Origin of the sequence: Pseudoxanthomonas winnipegensis (genome assembly GCF_004283755.1) — a bacterium.
GTDB classification, from domain to species: Bacteria; Pseudomonadota; Gammaproteobacteria; order Xanthomonadales; family Xanthomonadaceae; genus Pseudoxanthomonas_A; species Pseudoxanthomonas_A winnipegensis.
In genome coordinates, this window is the sequence record NZ_SHMH01000002.1 from 259,571 (window position 1) to 276,692 (window position 17,122).

The following is a 17,122-nucleotide window of genomic DNA, read 5'->3' on the forward strand; positions in this document are numbered from 1 at the left end:
CAGGTGGGGGAACGGCCGCATCGTGATCCCGAGCCTAGGCGATCGTGTGCGACCGCAGCATGAAACCCGCGATGACTGACGCAGGTGTCATGCCTTGCGGGGTTTCAGGACGAGCAACGTCAGCACGCCGCCGACCAGGCCCCAGAACGCCGCGCCGATGCCGGCCAGGCTCAGGCCCGAGGCGGTGATCAGGAAGGTCACCAGCGCCGCCTCGCGGCTGCCCTCGTCCTTCACCGCCGTGCCCAGCGCGCCGCCGAGCGTGCCCAGCAGCGCGATGCCGGCGATGGCCATGACCAGCTCCTTCGGGAACGCCGCCAGCAGCGTCACCACCGTGGCGCCGAACAGGCCGACGACCAGATAGAACAGCCCCGCCCAGACCGCGGCCATGTAGCGCCGCGTGCGGTCCGGATGCGCCTCGGGGCCCATGCAGATCGCCGCGGTGATCGCCGCCAGGTTCAACGAGAACGCGCCCAGCGGCGCCAGCAGCGCGGTGAGCACGCCGGTCCAGCCGATCACCGGCGAGACCGGCACCTCGAAGCCCGAGGCGCGGATCACCGCCACGCCCGGCACGTTCTGCGAGGCCATGGTCACCACGAACATCGGCAACGCGATGCCCAGCAGCGCGGCCAGCGAGAACCGCGGCGTCACCCAGTCCGGCTGGGCCAGGGTCAGATGCGCCTGTTCCAGATGCAGGGTGCCGCTGGCGGCGGCCACCAGCACGCCGACCAGCAGGCAGGCGATCACCGCATAGCGTGCCCACCAGCGGCGCATCACCACGTAGGTGACCAGCATCGCCAGCACCAGCAGCGGCTGGGTCTTGAGCGCGACGAAGGTGTCCAGGCCGAAGCGCAGCAGCACCCCGGCCAGCATGCCGGCCGCCAGCGGCAGCGGGATGCGATGCAGCGTCTTCTCGAACAGGCCGGAGAACCCGGCCACGGCCACCAGCACCGCGCACACCACGAAGGCACCGATCGCCTCGGGCAGCGGCAGGCCGGTGTGGCTGGCCGCCAGCATCGCCGCCGCCGGCGTCGACCATGCGGTGACCACCGGCACGCCGTAGCGCAGCGACAGCGCGATGCAGCTCACGCCCATGCCCAGCCCCAGCGCCAGGATCCACGAGCCGATCTGCGCCTGACTGGCCCCCACCGCCTGCGCCGCCTGGAACACGATCACCACCGAACTGGCGAAGCCCACCAGCACCGTGACGAAGCCGGCCGCCATGGCCGAGAGCGAAGAATCGCGCAGCACGCGCGCAGGCAAGGCAGGCATGTTCGAGGCGAAACGAGGGGAAGGAAGCGTTGAGCTTAACGGGCGGCTTCAACGACGCCCAGTTCGGTTGCATTGGCAACCGGATGCAGGACGTGGAAGGCCGCTGGATTCCCGCCTTCGCGGGAATGACGAGGTGAGGTCATGCGCGGGCGGTGTAGCTCCCCGCTCCGGTAACCAAAGCTGCGCGATAGTCCAAACCCCGTCGCTCCCGCGCACGCGGGAGCCCATGGACGTTACGCGGTCTGCCAGGCCGTCCATGGATTCCCGCGTTCGCGGGAATGACGATGGGGGTCTCTGTTCGTCGGGTGCTGTCAGCCCAGCAGCAGCTCGGCGATGCTCTGGGCGGCGTCGCGGCCTTCGGCCACGGCGGTGACCACCAGGTCGGCGCCGCGCACGGCGTCGCCGCCGGCGAACAGCTTGGGGTGCGTGGTCTGGTAGGGCAGGCGCTCGTCGCCGCCGGCGACGATGCGGCCGTTGGCCTGGCCCTCAACGCCCACCGCCGACAGCCAAGTGGGCAGGGTCGGGGAGAAGCCGAAGGCGATGATCACCACGTCGGCGTCCAGCAGCGATTCGCTGCCCTCGATCAGCTCGGCGTTGCGGCGGCCGCGCGTGTCGGGCTCGCCCAGGCGGGTCTCGGCCACGCGCACGCCGACCAGCTTGCCGTCGGCGCCGGCCTCGATCGACAGCGGCTGACGGTTGAACAGAAAGCGCACGCCTTCCTCGCGCGCGTTGGCGACCTCGCGCGCGCTGCCGGGCATGTTGGCCTCGTCGCGGCGGTAGGCGCAGGTGACCTTGGCCGCGCCCAGGCGGATGGCGCTGCGCACGCAGTCCATGCCGGTGTCGCCGCCGCCCAGCACGACCACGCGCTTGCCGGTGAGGTCGGGCAGGGTGATCTTGTCCTCCCAGCCCGCGATCGGCCGGCCCCAGCCGTCGCTGCCGGTGACGATGCGGCTGTTCTGGACCAGGAAGGGCAGCGCCGGCAGCACGTTGGGCAGGTCCTGCCCGGGCAGACCGCCGTCGGTGTAGCGGTACGCGCCGGTGCCCAGGAACACCGCGTCGAACTCCTCCAGCAGCGCATCGAGGCTGACGTCGCGCCCGATCTCCACGCCGAGGCGGAACTCCACGCCCATGCCCTCGAGCACCTCGCGGCGCTGGGCGATCACGGTCTTGTCGAGCTTGAAGCTGGGGATGCCGAACTGCAGCAGCCCGCCGATCTGCTCATAGCGGTCGAACACCACCGCATGAATGCCGGCGCGCGCCAGCCGGTCGGCGCAGCCCAGCCCGGCCGGGCCGGCGCCGATCACCGCCACGCGCTTGCCGGTGGGCTGCACGCTGGACAGGTCCGGGCGCCAGCCGGTGGCCAGCGCGGTGTCGACGATGTACTTCTCCACCGCGCCGATGGTGACCGCGCCGAATTCCTCCAGCGTGCAGCTACCTTCGCACAGGCGGTCCTGCGGACACACCCGGCCGCAGACTTCCGGCAGCGGGTTGGTCGAGTGGCACAGCGTGGCGGCCTCGTGGATGCGGTTCTCCTGCACCAGCTGCAGCCACTGCGGGATGGCGTTGTGCACCGGGCACTTCCAGCTGCAGTACGGGTTGCCGCAGTCCAGGCAGCGGCCGGCCTGGTACTGCGCGTCGGCCTTGTCGAACTTGCCGTACAGCTCGCCCCAGTCGCCGGACGTGCGCAGCTCCACCGGGATGCGCGAGGGCATCTGCCGGGGCAGGTCGAGGAACTGGAAGGCGTGCTTGCGGCTCATTGTCTGGGGAATCGGGAATAGGGAATCGGGAATGGCAAAAGCAAAAGCGGCTCTGCCTGCGAGGTAGGAAACGGGGGGAACCAGGCTTTTACCACTCCCGATTCCCCATTCCCGATTCCCGGCGCCGCCGTCAGGCAGCGCGCCGCAACGCGTCGGTCAACGACTCGATGCTGGCGGCCTTGGGTTTGACCAGCCAGAACTTGCCGATGTAGTCGCGGAACTCGTCCAGGATCTGCTGGGCCCAGATGCTGCCGGTGAGTTCGCGATGGCGCTGGATCAGGGTGTGGATGTGCTGGCGGTAGCTCTCGAAGCCTTCGCCGCTGATGCGGTGGATGTCGATCAGCTCGTGGTTGTAGCGGTCCACGAAATCGCGGTCCACGTCCAGCACATAGGCCAGCCCGCCGGTGAAGCCGGCGCCGAAGTTCAGGCCGACCCGGCCCAGCACCATGACGATGCCATCGGTCATGTACTCGCAGCAGTGGTCGCCGGCGCCTTCCACTACCGCCAGCGCGCCGGAGTTGCGCACCGCGAAGCGTTCGCCGGCGCGGCCGGCGGCGAACAGCTCGCCGCCGGTGGCGCCGTACAGGCAGGTGTTGCCCAGGATGGCGGTGTTGCGCGCCTCGAAGCGCGCCCCGCGCGGCGGGCGCACCACCAGCCGGCCGCCGGCCATGCCCTTGCCCACGTAGTCGTTGGCCTCGCCTTCCAGCTCCATGTTCAGGCCGCCGGCGTTGAACGCGCCGAAGCTCTGCCCGGCCGTGCCGCGGAAGCGCAGCTGGATCGGCGCATCGCTCATGCCGTGGTTGCCGTGGGCGCGGGCGATCGCGCCGGACAGGCGCGTGCCGATCGAGCGGTCGGTGTTGTGGATCAGGTGGCGGTGGTCGCCGCCGGCCTTGGTCGCGATCGCCCGGGCCAGCTCCGAATCCAGCTGCGTGGCCAGGCTGTCCGGCGGCTCGTACATGCGCTGCGCGGCGCAGGTGCCGCCGTCGACCTGGGCGCCGGCCAGCAGCCGCGTCAGGTCCACGTGCACGCCCGGACGCGGGCTGTGGACGACCTGCTCGAGCAGGTCGGTGCGGCCGACGATCTCGTCCAGCGAGCGCACGCCCAGGCGCGAGAGCCACACGCGCACTTCCTCGGTGAGCAGGCGGAAGTAGTTCTCCACGCGCTCGGGCAGGCCGGTGAAGTGGTCCGCGCGCAGCCGCTCGTCCTGGGTGGCCACGCCGGTGGCGCAGTTGTTGAGGTGGCAGATGCGCAGGTACTTGCAGCCCAGCACGATCATCGGGCCGGTGCCGAAGCCGAAGCTGTCCGCGCCCAGCAGCGCGGCCTTGATCACGTCCAGGCCGGTCTTCAGGCCGCCGTCGGTCTGCAGCACGGTGCGCTCGCGCAGCTGGTTCTGCACCAGGGCCTGGTGGGCCTCGGCCACGCCCAGCTCCCACGGCACGCCGGCATAGCGGATCGAGCTGATCGGCGAGGCGCCGGTGCCGCCGTCGTGGCCGGAGATGGTGATCAGGTCCGCGCCGGCCTTGACCACGCCGGCGGCGATCGTGCCCACGCCGGCATGGCTGACCAGCTTCACCGACACCAGCGCCTTCGGGTTGACCTGCTTGAGGTCAAAGATCAGCTGGGCCAGGTCCTCGATGGAATAGATGTCGTGGTGCGGCGGCGGGCTGATCAGGCCGATGCCGGGCTTGGCGTAGCGCAGGCGCGCGATCAGCTCGTTGACCTTGTGCCCGGGCAGCTGGCCGCCTTCGCCGGGCTTGGCGCCCTGGGCGACCTTGATCTGCAGCACCTCGGCATTGACCAGGTACTCGGGCGTGACGCCGAAGCGGCCCGAGGCCACCTGCTTGATCTTGGAGCGCTTCTCGGTGCCGTAGCGGGCCGGATCCTCACCGCCCTCGCCGGAGTTGGAACGCCCGCCCAGCCGGTTCATGGCGCTGGCCAGCGCCTCGTGCGCCTCGGGCGAGAGCGCGCCCAGCGAGATGGCGGCGGTGTCGAAGCGGCGCAGCACGTCGCCGGCCTCGGCGACCTGATCCAGCGGCAGCGGCGTATCGGCCAGCTTGAGCTGCAGCAGGTCGCGCAGGGTCGAGACCGGGCGGTTGTGCACCGCGTCGGTGTAGGCCTGCCAGTCCCTGGCATCGCCGGTGCGCGTGGCGCGCTGCAGCGTCATGACCACGTCCGGGTTGTACATGTGGTACTCGCCGCCGTGGACGTACTTGATCAGGCCGCCGACCTCGGGCTTGCGCAGGTCGTTCCAGGCGTTGCGGGTCAGCTGCCGGGCCTCGGTGTCCAGGCGCTCGAAGGCCACGCCGCCCACGCGGTTGGCCGCGCCGGGGAAGCACAGCTCCACCACCTCGCGGTCCAGGCCGACCACCTCGAACAGCTGCGCGGCGCGGTAGCTGGCGATGGTGCAGATGCCCATCTTGGAGATGATCTTGGACAGGCCCTTGTAGACGCCCTTGCGGTACTTGCGGCCGATCTGGGCCACTTCGCCGCCGGCCTTGAGCAGCAGGATGCCACGCCGGCCCAGGTCGAACAGCGTCTGGTAGGCCAGGTACGGATACACCGCCGTGGCGCCCACGCCCAGCAGGCAGGCCATGTGGTGCGGATCGCGCGCGGTGCCGGTCTCGATGATCAGGTTGACGTCGCAGCGCAGGCCGACGTTGGACAGGTGGTGGTGCACCGCGCCGGTGGCCAGCAGCGCGTGGACCATCGGCCGGTCGGCGACCGGATAGCGGTCGGACAGCAGCAGCATGACCATGCCTTCGCGCGCGGCGGCCTCGGCCTCCCGGCAGATGCGCTCGATGCCGGCCTTGAGGCCTTCCTCGGGCGCATAGGACAGGTCGATCAGCCGGTTCTTGTGCGCGTACTGGTCCATCTTCAACAGCTGGCGCAGCTTGCGCTGGGACAGCACCGGCGAGTTGAGGATGACGTGGTTCACCGTCTCCGGGCCGGCGTGGAAGATGTTGGTCTCCCGGCCCAGCTGGGTGGACAGCGACATGGCGATGCCTTCGCGCAGCGGGTCGATCGGCGGGTTGGTCACCTGCGCGAAGGCCTGGCGGAAGTAGTCGTACAGCGGCCGGGTGTGCTGGCTCAGCACGGCCATGGGCGTGTCGTCGCCCATCGAGCCGGTGGCCTCCTGCTCGGTCTCGGCCAGCGGACGCAGGATCTGCTCCACTTCCTCGGTGCTGAGCTGGAACAGCTTGTGGTAGCTGCGCAGGGTCTTCTCGTCGAAGGGCTCCTCCACCAGCGAGGGGTCGATCAGCTCGGTCTGCAGATAGGTCACGCCCTGCTGCAGCCACTGCTTGAACGGCGCCCGGCCGCGGTTGATGCGATCGATGGCGTCCGAATCGAGCAGGTCGCCGCGCTTGAGGTCGATGGCCATCATCTCGCCCGGGCCCAGCTTGCCCTTGCGGGTGATGCGCTCGGCCGGCAGTTCCCACACGCCGGCCTCGGAGGCGACCAGGAAGTGGCGGTCGGAGGTCAGCATCCAGCGCGCCGGGCGCAGGCCGTTGCGGTCGAGCATGCACGCCGCATAGCGCGCATCGCAGGCGACGATGCCGGCCGGGCCGTCCCACGGCTCGGTGTTCAGGCCGTAGAACTCGTAGAACGCGGCCAGGTCGGCGTCCTTGAACTCCAGCGAGGCCGTCGCCGGCGGCACCAGGATGCGCAGGGCCTGGATCAGCTCCATGCCACCGGCGACCAGCAGCTCGAGCATGTTGTCCAGGCTCTGCGAATCCGAGCCGTGCATGGAGATGACCGGATCGAACTGGGCGATGTCGAACTTCGGCGTCTTCCACACCTTGCTGCGCGCCTGCGCCCAGGAGCGGTTGCCCTCGATGGTGTTGATCTCGCCGTTGTGCGCCAGCAGGCGGAACGGATGGGCCAGCGGCCAGCGCGGCATGGTGTTGGTCGAGAAGCGCTGGTGGAACACCACCGCGCTGGAGGTCAGGTCGTTGCGCTGCAGGTCCGGGTAGAACACCGGCAGCTTGTCGGGCAGCACCATGCCCTTGTAGCCGATCACGTGCGGCGAGAGGGTCACCACATAGAAATCGGGCGTGGTCTCGCGCAGGGCCTGCTCGGCGCGGCGGCGCGCCAGGAACAGGGCCAGGGCGAAGGTCTCCACGTCCTGCTCGGCACCGGCCTCGACGAAGATCTGCTCGATGCGCGGCAGGGTGGCCTTGGCCAGCTCGCCGCACACCGATTCGTCGGTCGGCGGCACGCGCCAGCCGCACACGCGCACGCCGGTGGCGGTGAGTTCGGCCTCCAGGCGGTCGCGGCAGTCGTGCGCGGCATCGCCGTCGCCCGGCAGGAACACCAGGCCGGCGGCGAAGCGGGCGCCGACCTCGAGATTCGCCTCGCGCGCCAGCGCCCGCAGGAAGCCTTCCGGTTTGCGAATCAGCAGGCCGCAGCCGTCCCCGGTCAGGCCATCGGCCGCCACGCCGCCGCGATGGGTCATGCGCGACAGGGCGGTGATGGCGGTATCTACGAGCTGGCGCGAGGGCTGGTCGTCCAGCTGCGCGATCATGCCGAAACCACAGGCATCGCGTTCGTCGTTGGGGTCGTACAGCCCGTGGCGGTTGCGGGGGGCCATTGGTGCTACCTCGAAAACGAAGGAGGGGCAGGCGGCACCCGAGCCCTTCGATGGGCGGCGCAGACGTGAAGAAGGTGTCACCGGACTTGCGATGACACCACAACTTGGTGCGCCGCCGCAACGCCTGCGCCACCTTGGTGCAGTGACGGTTTCAGGGGCAACGAAACCGCCGCTTTTTCAGGGGTTCCGCGCCCGGGGCCGACCCGGGCGCGGGCGGGCTGTTCAGCCGCAGCGCACCGACACCGCCACGCCCTTCTCGTCGACCTCGATGTTGAGCCGGCTCTCGTTGAATTCCAGCGTCACCGGCTGGTTGGGCTTGAGCGTGCGCGCGCTCTTGGCGCCGGCGTCCTTCTGCGCCTGGTCCACGTCGGCCTGGGCCGGCGTCTTGCCGACGATCCACTGCGCCTGGGTGGCGTCGCAGGCGCTGGCGTCGGCCGGCGGCGCGGCCTCCGGCGTCGGGGCGGCGGCGGCATCGGCGCGCTGCTCGGACTGGGCCACGGCCTGTTCCTGTTCGTCGGGATTGGGCGCGGCGCAGCCGGCCAGCGCGAGCAGCAACATCAGCGAGAAGGCGGAGAGGGGGGACATGCGAAGGCTCCGTGACGATGAGGGCCTCATGTTAACCAGCCGACGCGCCCGCGCATGCGTCGGTTGACGGCGCTTTCATGCACGAGCAGACAACGTGCCGCCGGCATGGCTGCCTCTCCCAATTCCCGCAAGCGCACCCCCGCCCCGCCCGTGGTCCCGCCGCCGATGGCCGACGTCGCCAAGCTGGCCGGCCTGGTCTATGTCAGCGATGCCGAGCCCGGTTACTCGCGGCGACGCGCCGGCAAGGGCTTCGGCTATCGCGACCCGGAGGGGCGCGCGGTGCGCGATGCGCTGACCCTGACCCGCATCCGCGCGCTGGCCATCCCGCCGGCCTATACCGAGGTCTGGATCTGCCTGCAGGAGCGCGGGCATCTGCAGGCCACCGGGCGCGATGCGCGCCGGCGCAAGCAGTACCGCTATCACCCGGACTGGATGCAGGTCACCGGCGAGGGCAAGTTCGACCGCATCGTCCAGTTCGGCGCCGCCCTGCCGCGCCTGCGTCGGCGCCTGCGCCAGGACCTCAAGCGCACCGGCTTCCCGCGCGAGAAGGTGCTGGCGATCGTGGTGGCGGTGATGGCCGAGACGCTGGTGCGCATCGGCAACGCCACCTACGCCCGCGAGAACCGCTCCTTCGGCCTGACCACGCTGCGCAACCGGCACGTGGCCTTCGCCCGCGACCGGGTGCGGCTGAAGTTCCGCGGCAAGGGCGGGCTGGAGCACGACATCGGCATCGACGATGCGCGCCTGGTCAAGCTGATCCGCGCGGTGCAGCACCTGCCGGGGCAGGCGCTGTTCCAGTACCAGGACGACGACGGCACGCTGCAGCCGGTCGACTCCGGGCAGGTCAACGCCTACCTGCACGAGGTGATGGGCGAGGACTTCACCGCCAAGGACTTCCGCACCTGGGGCGGCACGCTGGCGGCGTTCAAGCTGCTGGCGGCCACGCCGCTGCCCGAGCCGCCCAGCAAGGCCGCGCTGAATCGCGCCAAGAACGGGGTGATCAAGGAGGTCGCCCGGGCGCTGGGCAATACGCCGGCGGTGTGCCGCAAGGCGTACATCGACCCCTGCGTGTTCGTGGCCTGGGAGGACGGGCGGCTGCAGAAGATCGCCGGCGACGCGCGCGGCGAGCGGCAGTGGGAGCAGGCCGCGCTGAAGCTGATGGCCAAGGTCCACAAGGTCCCGCTGGGCAAGGCCAAGCGCGCGGCCGCGGCCTGATCGGATCCCGGACACGACGACGCCGGCGCGAACGCCGGCGTCGGGACAGCGGATGCGCCCGCGAAATGCTTACTGCATCGCCACCGTGGTGCCGCTGCAGCCGATGGCGGTGATCGCGTTGTGCTCGCCGACCTGCACGTGCACGGTCGAGCCGCCTTCGGTCGCGGTCGCGGCCTGATCACCGGTGGACAGCGCGGTGCTGTCGCTGTCCACGCGGATGCGCTCCAGCGTCGGCTGCGCGGCGGCCAGGCCGACCGCGCCCTTGACCATGTCGGTATGGCAGGTGCCGGAGACGGTGCCGTCCAGCGGCTGGAACGCCAGCGGCGCCGAGGCGCAGGCGGACAGGGCCAGGGACACGGCGGCGGCGGTCAGGGCAAGACGCATGGCAACTCTCTCCAGTGGGCAGCGGAGCCAAGCATTGCCGCGATCGTGTTGCGGCGTGATGAAGCCGCGTGTCATCGCATGTCAGAGGACCCGGCGTGCCCTAGAGCCGCGCCAGCGTGCGGATGCGCACTTCGGCGGCGCCCACGCCGTGGCGATCGGCCGCGCGCTGCTGCAGGTCGTGCAGCCAGGCCGCGTCTGCGCCGGGCAGCGGGTCGCCGGGCGGCCCGGCCTGGATTAGCTGGCCCCAGGCGATCGCCTGGCCGCCCACCCACACCTCGTAATCGACGAAGTAGCGCGCCGCGACCGGCGTGCGCGCCGGGCCCGGCTCAGGTGCCCACATGGACATCGTCCAGTTCGCTGCAGCCCAGATGTTCCAGCGCCAGCGACAGGGCCAGGGTGTAGCTGTGCGCGCCGTAGCCCTGGGCCCGGCCGACGCGCCGGCCGCTGGCGTCGGGCAGGCAGGCCTCGGGCTGGCCGGGCGGGTCGTCGTGCACTTCGATGTAGGGCAGGGGCTGCTGTGCGAGCAGCGCCTGCAGGCGCGGGCTGGCGCTGCAGGCGCCGGGATCGAGCAGCACCAGCTCGACCTGGGTGCGCCGGCACAGGGTGAGGGTCTGCAGCAGCTCGCGCTCGCTGGCGCAGCTGCGCAGGGCGATGGTCTTGCCGGCGCAGCAGGCCAGCTCGGCCAGGCCGTGCATCACCGGCGAGGGCAGGGAGGCCGGCGGTGCGGGTGTGGCATGGAGGCGATCGGGGCCGCGGACGATGACGATGGACATGGCGGCGGCCCTCAGTGCGCGTCGAGCGGTGCGGCGACCAGGCGCGTGGCCACGGCCAGCGCCATGGTCAGGCGCGCGGCGGCGTCGCGGTCGACGTTGAACACGGCCAGCGCCTCGTGCTGCGGACGGGCCCAGTGGGCGAATTCCTGGGCGCTGTGGTCGTGCAGTTCGATATACGGCGCGTCCAGCGCATCGAGCGCGTCGCGCAAGGCCGCGCCGTGCAGGGCGCAGTCGCGCGCGGACCACGCGCCGGGGTCGAGCACCACCAGCGGCGCGCGCTGGCGGCGGGCCAGGTGCAGGCCGCCGACCATGGCCGGCAGCGTGTCGCACTGGATCAGGTCGATGGACAGCACGGCATGCGGGGGCAGTGAGACCGGGCCGGCAGCCGGCCCTTGGAGCAACACGATGGACATGAACATGGCAGCTGACAGCGCACCACGGTGCGGGACGCGCATGGTTCGCGCCGAGGGCATCAACGCGCCATGCGCATTGGCGCCTGCGGCATAAATTCTTCGCAATCTCTGCGCCACGCAGCACGCGCGCCTGGCGATTTGATGCGGTTTTTATGTCAGAGGCAGCGGGCGCGGATGGTGTCTTTACGCCGCCCCTTCCTATCTTGCGCTGGCCTTGCAGCGTGGCGTGGCGAGGCCACCCACGCACCCAACCCAGCAGATCGACATCCCGTGTGAAGGCCACGGAATGTCGTCATACCGCGCGTCCGCTGATTGCCGGGCGACGCCAAGGAAGCTTCGTTTTGAACATCGAGACCTCTCTCAACGCGCCGCGTGGGCGCGCGCCGCTGGCCTCTGGCGCACTCGTGCTGCTCGGACTGGCCTGTGCGGCCCCGGCCATGGCGGCCGGCGACGACGCGCCGCTCTGCACCGATCGCCCGACCAAGAGCAATGCGGTCTGCACCGTTCCCGCCGGCGATTGGCAAGTGGAAGCGGATGTCACCAGCTACACCCGCGATACCCAGCCCGCGACCAGGACCGAAACCTTCGTCTTCGCCAATACCGGGCTGAAGTACGGACTGAGCGACAACACCGACCTCCAGCTGTACTGGTCCCCGCAGGTGGAAGTGCGGACGCTGGATCGCACCGATGGCGCCATGTCCCGCCTGTCCGGCGGCGGTGATGCGACCCTGCGCCTGAAGACCCGCTTCTACGAGGGTTCATCGGTGAGTGTGGCGGTGATTCCGTTCGTCAAGATGCCCACCGCCGCCGACGGCCTGGGCAACGACAAGTGGGAAGGGGGCGTGGCCCTGCCGATCAGCCTCAGCCTGCCGCGCGGCTTCACCCTGCTGCTGGGGCCGGAGCTGGATGCGCTGGCCGACAGCGACGGCAGCGGCACGCACCTGGATGTGACCAATCTGGTCAACCTCTCCCATGCGCTCACCCCGCGACTGGGCGTGGCGGTGGAGCTGTGGTCCTCGGTGAACAAGGACCCCGCCGGCACGATCAGGCAGGCCTCCGCGGACGTGGCGGTCAGCTACCTGCTGGCTCCCGGGTTCCAGGTCGATCTCGGCGCCAACTTCGGTCTGAACGACCGGACGCCCGATGTCCAGGGCTACGTCGGATTCGCGCATCGGTTCTGAGCCGCGCGGCCTGGCCGGGCGGAGATTTGATGAAGAATTTACGCAGGGCGGCGCATCGCGCCTAGCGCCTTTACCGGCACGCGCTCGACACTTTCGCCCGTTCCGGCACACCCGGGGCGGGCGCCGCATGCAGGGAGCTGCATGCCCCCTTCCCTCATTCCCCTGCGGATCGCGCGGCACGCATGGCCGCCGACCGCAGTCCATGGAGACACAACCAATGCCTGGCTGGCTAGCTTTGACCTGTGGTGCGCTGGTGATCCTCGCCGCCGCCTACCTGCTCTACGTCGTGCTGCGACCCGAAGACTTCTGAAGGAACCCACGACATGCTTGAGATCTTCCTGATCCTGTCCGCCGCGCTGCTGCTGGCCTGGCCGCTGGGTCTGTACCTGGCCCGGGTGATGCGCGGCGCGCCGATGCGCGGCGATGCGCTGTTCGGCCTCGTCGAGCGGCCGCTCTATGCGCTGCTGGGCGTGGACCCGGCGCGCGGCATGTCCTGGCGCGGCTATGCCGGCGCCTTCGTGCTGAGCAATGTGGTGGTGGGCGTGCTGGTGTGGGCGATGTTCATGACCCAGGCCTGGCTGCCGCTCAATCCCGACGGCGTGCCCAACATGCGCTGGGACCTGGCGCTGCACACCATGGTCTCGTTCCTGACCAACACCAACCAGCAGCATTACTCCGGCCAGGCGCAGCTGTCCTACCTGTCGCAGATGGTGGCCATCACCGGGCTGCAGGTGATCACGCCGATGATGGGCCTGGGGCTGGCGGTGGCCACGCTGCGGGCGTTCTTCGGCAAGGGCCGCGCCGCCGATGCCCAGGAAGGTGACGCGCGCGCGGTCGATGTGGGCAACTACTACAGCGATGTGATCCGCGCCTGCGTGCGCTTCATGCTGCCGCTGTGCCTGCTGTGGACGCTGCTGCTCGGCAGCCAGGGCGTGCCCTCCACGCTGCAGGCCGGTCCCACGGCGACGCCGATCGCGCACAGCGCGGACTTCAGCGCGCAGAAGCTGCCGCTGGGCCCGGTCGCGGCGATGGTCGCGGTCAAGCAGCTGGGCACCAACGGCGGCGGCTGGTACGGGCCCAACAGCGCGATGCCGCTGGAGAACCCGACCCCGTTGTCCAACGCGCTGGAATGCATCGCGCTGGTGCTGATCCCGATTGCGGTGGTGGTGATGGTCGGCGCGTTCACCGGCCGGCGCAAGCTGGCCGGGCTGATCTTCGGCAGCATGCTGGCGATGTCGGCCGCCTCCACCGCGGCGCTGGTGTGGGCCGAGGGGCATTCGGCCAGCGCCGCCAGCCCGCTGCTGATGGAAGGCAAGGAGGTGCGCTTCGGCGCCGATGCCTCGGCGCTGTGGGCGGCGCTGACCACGCAGACCTCCAACGGCTCGGTCAACGCCATGCACGACTCGCTCAGCCCGCTCAGCGGCGGCGTGGCCATGATCGACATGCTGATCAACGCCATCTGGGGCGGCATCGGCTGCGGCCTGCAGCAGTTCATCGTGTATCTGCTGCTGGGCGTGTTCCTGGCCGGACTGATGACCGGGCGCACGCCGGAGCTGTTCGGGCGCAAGATCGAGACCGCCCAGGTCAAGCTGCTGGCGCTGCTGATCCTGCTGCAGCCGATCGTGCTGCTGCTGTTCACCGCCATCGCGCTGGCGGTGCCCGCGCTGACCGCCAACTCCAATCCCGGCTTCCACGGCATCAGCCAGGTGTTCTACGAGTACGCCTCGGCCTTCGCCAACAACGGCTCGGGCTTCGAGGGCCTGGGCGACAGCACGCCGTGGTGGAACCTCAGCTGCACCCTGGTGCTGCTGCTGGGCCGCTACCCGGCGCTGATCGTGCCGCTGGTGGTCGCCGCGCAGCTGGCGGCCAAGCGCGCCGCGCCCGAGTCGCCGGGCAGCCTGCAGATCGAAACCCCCACCTTCGCCCTGACCCTGATCGCGGTGATCGCCGTGCTGACCGTGCTGCAGTTCATGCCGGTGCTGGTGCTGGGCCCGGTCGCCGAACACCTGGCGCTGATGGCGCACTGAAGGACGCTGAACATGAACTCCCAAGTCCATTCCCACCGCGCGCCGCAGCGCCTGCTCGATGGCGCGGCCATCCGTGCCGCGCTGCGCGATGCGGTGCTCAAGCTCAATCCCGCCAAGCTGGTGCGCAGCCCGGTCATGGCCGTGGTCATGGCCGGCACCCTGGTCGCGCTGCTGGTCACGCTGACCGGCAACGCGCCGCTGGGCTTCGGCCTGGCGGTCAGCGCGATCCTGCTGCTGACGGTGCTGTTCGGCAATTTCGCCGAGGCCATCGCCGAGGCGCGCGGCCGCGGCCAGGCCGCCTCGCTGCGCACGGCGCGGCAGGACCTGATCGCGCGCAAGGTCGATGCCATCCAGGGCCACGCCAGCGAACGCAGCCTGCCGGCCGCGCAGCTGCGCCCGGGCGATCTGGTGATCGTCTCGGCCGGGCAGCAGATCCCGGCCGACGGCGAGATCGTGCGCGGCCTGGCGACCATCAACGAGGCCGCGGTCACCGGCGAGTCGGCGCCGGTGCTGCGCGAGGCCGGCACCGACCGCAGCGGCGTGATCGGCGGCACCAAGGTGCTGACCGACGAGATCGTGGTCAAGGTCACCGCCGAGCCGGGCAACAGCTTCCTGGACCGCATGATCGCCCTGGTCGAGGGCGCCAACCGGCAGAAGACGCCCAACGAGATCGCCCTGACCCTGCTGCTGGCGGCGATGACGCTGACCTTCCTGATCGTGGTCGCCACGTTGCCGGCCATCGGTGCGTTCGTCGGCGTGCGCGTCGACCCGCTGCTGCTGATCGCACTGCTGGTGTGCCTGATCCCGACCACCATCGGCGGCCTGCTGCCGGCCATCGGCATCGCCGGCATGAACCGCGCCCTGGCGGCCAACGTGCTGGCCAAGTCCGGCAAGGCGGTGGAAGTTGCGGGCGACGTGGACGTGCTGCTGCTGGACAAGACCGGCACCATCACCCACGGCGATCGCCAAGCCACGCATTTCCACACCCTGGCCGGCATCGACGCGACCCAGTTGCGCGAGGCCGCGCTGCTGTCCTCGCTGGCCGACCCGACGCCGGAGGGCAAGTCGATCGTGCGGCTGGCGCGCGAGCAGGGCTGCACCGCCACCGAGCCCGACCAGGCCGAGTACCTGGCCTTCACCGCGCAGACCCGCATGTCCGGCGTGGACGTGGCCGGTCGCGCGATCCGCAAGGGCGCCTCCGATGCCATCGCCGCCTACGTGACCGCGCTGGGCGGCAGCGTGCCTTCCGAACTGGCCGGCCGCGTCGAGCAGGTCGCGCGCGGCGGCGCCACCCCGCTGGTGGTGGCCGAAGGCCGGCACGTGCTGGGCGTGATCGAGCTGTCCGACGTGGTCAAGCACGGCATCAAGGAGAAGTTCGCCCAGCTGCGTGCGATGGGCATCAAGACGGTGATGATCACCGGCGACAACCCGCTCACCGCCGCGGCCATCGCCGCCGAGGCCGGCGTGGACGACTACATCGCCCAGGCGCGCCCCGAGGACAAGCTCGCCCGCATCCGCGCCGAGCAGGCCGGCGGGCGGCTGGTGGCCATGGTCGGCGACGGCACCAACGACGCCCCGGCGCTGGCCCAGGCCGACGTGGGACTGGCGATGAACTCCGGCACCCAGGCCGCCAAGGAGGCCGGCAACATGGTCGACCTGGACAGCGACCCGGCCAAGCTGCTGGCGGTGGTGGAGGTGGGCAAGCAGCAGCTGATCACGCGCGGTGCGCTGACCACCTTCTCGCTGGCCAACGACGTGTCCAAGTACTTCGCCATCCTGCCGGCGCTGTTCGCCGCGGCGATTCCCTCGATGGCGGCCTTGAACGTCATGCACCTGTCCAGCCCGCGCAACGCGGTGCTGGCGGCGCTGATCTTCAATGCGTTGGTGATCCCGGCGCTGATCCCGCTGGCCCTGCGCGGCGTGCGCTTCCGCCCGGCCACGGCCACCGTGCTGCTGCGCCGGAACATGCTGATCTACGGCGTGGGCGGCGTGGTGCTGCCGTTCGTGGCGATCAAGCTGATCGATCTGGTCCTGGCCGCGATGGTGGGCGCATGAGCCGCGTCGACCTCGCCCAGACCCTGATGTCCCGCCCTTCCGGAAAAGGAGCTGCCATGTCTTCCCACGTTCTGCAGGATCGCGCCGCGTGGCGGCCGGCCCTGGTGCTGTCCCTGATCGCGCTGCTGGTGATGGGGCTGCTGTACGCCCTGGCCGGCACGGGCCTGGCGCGCGTGGCGTTTCCCGAGCAGGCCACCGGCAGCCTGCTGCGGCGCGGCGACACCGTGATCGGCTCGGCGCTGGTGGCGCAGCCGTTCGCGGGCGATCAGTGGTTCCAGCCGCGCCCTTCGGCGGCCAAGTACGACCCGATGTCGGCCGCAGGCAGCAACCAGGCGCGCAGCAATCCCGACGCGATCAAGCGCGTGGACGATGCGATCGCGCAGGTCGCCGCGCGCGAGGGAGTGACACCCGCGCAGGTGCCTTCGGACCTGGTGACCCAGTCCGGCGGCGGCCTGGACCCGGACATCTCGCCGGCCGCGGCGCGGATCCAGATCGCCCGCGTGGCCCGTGCGCGCGGCTTGCCGGTGGAGGCGGTGGCCGCGCTGGTGAAGTCGCATACGACCGGCAAGCAGTTCGGCGTGTTCGGGCAGCCGCGGGTGAATGTGGTGGCGCTGAATCTGGCGTTGGAGGACGCCTCCAAGCGCTGAGATCGAGGCCGGCGTCGGCTCCCCCAATCCGTCATTGGCGTCGGCTTCCCCCACTTCGTCATTCCCGCGAAAGCGGGAATCCAGGGACGTTGCTTCTCGCTTTGCGCATGCGGCGCACTCCCAGCGACAGAACCCGGAGCAAAAGCTTCACCCCACGGGGTACTGACTTGGAATAAGGAAGCCCAAGGCAAAGGCAAAAGCGCAAAGTCCCTGGATTCCCGCTTTCGC

14 protein-coding genes are annotated in these 17,122 nt (G+C 70.4%); 6 read left to right on the forward strand and 8 right to left on the reverse strand.

Going from position 1 to position 17,122, the window contains the following annotated elements; all coding sequences use genetic code 11:
• Positions 1 to 87 precede the first annotated feature (87 nt).
• The 4 genes from EAT51_RS04570 to EAT51_RS04585 all read right to left on the reverse strand — a co-directional run bounded on the left by EAT51_RS04570 (position 88) and on the right by EAT51_RS04585 (position 8,199).
• Complete coding sequence (locus EAT51_RS04570; protein ID WP_130514557.1) at positions 88 to 1,269, reverse strand: benzoate/H(+) symporter BenE family transporter; 1,182 nt, start codon at positions 1,267 to 1,269, stop codon at positions 88 to 90.
• Between the two features lie 311 nt (positions 1,270 to 1,580).
• On the reverse strand, positions 1,581 to 3,026 hold the full coding sequence (locus EAT51_RS04575; protein ID WP_130514559.1) for an FAD-dependent oxidoreductase: 1,446 nt from the start codon (positions 3,024 to 3,026) through the stop codon (positions 1,581 to 1,583).
• Positions 3,027 to 3,156: 130 nt separating this feature from the next.
• Complete coding sequence (gene gltB, locus EAT51_RS04580; RefSeq protein WP_130561363.1) at positions 3,157 to 7,614, reverse strand: glutamate synthase large subunit; 4,458 nt, start codon at positions 7,612 to 7,614, stop codon at positions 3,157 to 3,159.
• 222 nt (positions 7,615 to 7,836) lie between these two features.
• Positions 7,837 to 8,199: an I78 family peptidase inhibitor gene (locus EAT51_RS04585; protein WP_165421903.1), complete on the reverse strand. Its 363-nt coding sequence runs from the start codon at positions 8,197 to 8,199 to the stop codon at positions 7,837 to 7,839.
• 54 nt (positions 8,200 to 8,253) lie between these two features.
• Between EAT51_RS04585 and EAT51_RS04590 the strand changes: the two genes are divergently transcribed.
• The gene (locus EAT51_RS04590; protein ID WP_205953452.1) at positions 8,254 to 9,414 is read left to right on the forward strand and encodes a DNA topoisomerase IB; all 1,161 of its coding nucleotides are present in this window, start codon (positions 8,254 to 8,256) and stop codon (positions 9,412 to 9,414) included.
• Between the two features lie 69 nt (positions 9,415 to 9,483).
• Here EAT51_RS04590 and EAT51_RS04595 read toward each other — a convergent pair whose 3' ends face one another.
• The 4 genes from EAT51_RS04595 to EAT51_RS04610 all read right to left on the reverse strand — a co-directional run bounded on the left by EAT51_RS04595 (position 9,484) and on the right by EAT51_RS04610 (position 10,984).
• Complete coding sequence (locus EAT51_RS04595) at positions 9,484 to 9,798, reverse strand: hypothetical protein (RefSeq protein ID WP_130514567.1); 315 nt, start codon at positions 9,796 to 9,798, stop codon at positions 9,484 to 9,486.
• A gap of 100 nt (positions 9,799 to 9,898) precedes the next feature.
• The gene (locus tag EAT51_RS04600) at positions 9,899 to 10,138 is read right to left on the reverse strand and encodes a hypothetical protein (protein WP_130514569.1); all 240 of its coding nucleotides are present in this window, start codon (positions 10,136 to 10,138) and stop codon (positions 9,899 to 9,901) included.
• On the reverse strand, positions 10,125 to 10,571 hold the full coding sequence (locus EAT51_RS04605) for a 3-dehydroquinate dehydratase (protein WP_130514571.1): 447 nt from the start codon (positions 10,569 to 10,571) through the stop codon (positions 10,125 to 10,127). Before EAT51_RS04605 ends, EAT51_RS04600 begins: the two co-directional genes overlap by 14 nt.
• Positions 10,572 to 10,582: 11 nt before the next feature.
• Positions 10,583 to 10,984 (reverse strand): type II 3-dehydroquinate dehydratase, encoded by a 402-nt coding sequence (locus tag EAT51_RS04610; protein WP_130514574.1) that lies wholly within the window; start codon positions 10,982 to 10,984, stop codon positions 10,583 to 10,585.
• A gap of 341 nt (positions 10,985 to 11,325) precedes the next feature.
• Here EAT51_RS04610 and EAT51_RS04615 point away from each other — a divergent pair, with 341 nt between their 5' ends.
• From EAT51_RS04615 to kdpC, 5 genes are all read left to right on the forward strand, one after another.
• Positions 11,326 to 12,165, forward strand: coding sequence for a transporter (locus EAT51_RS04615; protein WP_425478176.1), 840 nt, complete (start codon positions 11,326 to 11,328; stop codon positions 12,163 to 12,165).
• 217 nt (positions 12,166 to 12,382) lie between these two features.
• On the forward strand, positions 12,383 to 12,475 hold the full coding sequence (locus tag EAT51_RS04620) for a potassium-transporting ATPase subunit F (protein ID WP_130514578.1): 93 nt from the start codon (positions 12,383 to 12,385) through the stop codon (positions 12,473 to 12,475).
• Between the two features lie 13 nt (positions 12,476 to 12,488).
• Positions 12,489 to 14,192, forward strand: a complete 1,704-nt coding sequence (gene kdpA, locus EAT51_RS04625; protein WP_130514580.1) for a potassium-transporting ATPase subunit KdpA — start codon at positions 12,489 to 12,491, stop codon at positions 14,190 to 14,192.
• Between the two features lie 12 nt (positions 14,193 to 14,204).
• The gene (gene kdpB / locus EAT51_RS04630; protein WP_130514582.1) at positions 14,205 to 16,247 is read left to right on the forward strand and encodes a potassium-transporting ATPase subunit KdpB; all 2,043 of its coding nucleotides are present in this window, start codon (positions 14,205 to 14,207) and stop codon (positions 16,245 to 16,247) included.
• A gap of 56 nt (positions 16,248 to 16,303) precedes the next feature.
• A complete protein-coding gene (kdpC, locus tag EAT51_RS04635) occupies positions 16,304 to 16,894 on the forward strand; it encodes a potassium-transporting ATPase subunit KdpC (protein ID WP_228257815.1) in 591 nt (196 codons plus the stop codon).
• Positions 16,895 to 17,122: the final 228 nt, after the last annotated feature.

Bases quoted from the DNA above. Each gene is read 5' to 3' on its own strand.
- EAT51_RS04575 (WP_130514559.1), bottom strand. From the start codon at position 3,026: ATGAGCCGCAAGCACGCCTTCCAGTTCCTCGACCTGCCCCGGCAGATG.
- EAT51_RS04570 (WP_130514557.1), bottom strand. From the start codon at position 1,269: ATGCCTGCCTTGCCTGCGCGCGTGCTGCGCGATTCTTCGCTCTCGGCC.
- EAT51_RS04595 (WP_130514567.1), bottom strand. From the start codon at position 9,798: ATGCGTCTTGCCCTGACCGCCGCCGCCGTGTCCCTGGCCCTGTCCGCC.
- EAT51_RS04600 (WP_130514569.1), bottom strand. From the start codon at position 10,138: ATGTGGGCACCTGAGCCGGGCCCGGCGCGCACGCCGGTCGCGGCGCGC.
- EAT51_RS04605 (WP_130514571.1), bottom strand. From the start codon at position 10,571: ATGTCCATCGTCATCGTCCGCGGCCCCGATCGCCTCCATGCCACACCC.
- EAT51_RS04620 (WP_130514578.1), top strand. From the start codon at position 12,383: ATGCCTGGCTGGCTAGCTTTGACCTGTGGTGCGCTGGTGATCCTCGCC.
- kdpB (WP_130514582.1), top strand. From the start codon at position 14,205: ATGAACTCCCAAGTCCATTCCCACCGCGCGCCGCAGCGCCTGCTCGAT.
- EAT51_RS04590 (WP_205953452.1), top strand. From the start codon at position 8,254: ATGCGTCGGTTGACGGCGCTTTCATGCACGAGCAGACAACGTGCCGCC.
- gltB (WP_130561363.1), bottom strand. From the start codon at position 7,614: ATGGCCCCCCGCAACCGCCACGGGCTGTACGACCCCAACGACGAACGC.
- EAT51_RS04610 (WP_130514574.1), bottom strand. From the start codon at position 10,984: ATGTCCATCGTGTTGCTCCAAGGGCCGGCTGCCGGCCCGGTCTCACTG.
- kdpA (WP_130514580.1), top strand. From the start codon at position 12,489: ATGCTTGAGATCTTCCTGATCCTGTCCGCCGCGCTGCTGCTGGCCTGG.
- kdpC (WP_228257815.1), top strand. From the start codon at position 16,304: ATGTCTTCCCACGTTCTGCAGGATCGCGCCGCGTGGCGGCCGGCCCTG.
- EAT51_RS04585 (WP_165421903.1), bottom strand. From the start codon at position 8,199: ATGTCCCCCCTCTCCGCCTTCTCGCTGATGTTGCTGCTCGCGCTGGCC.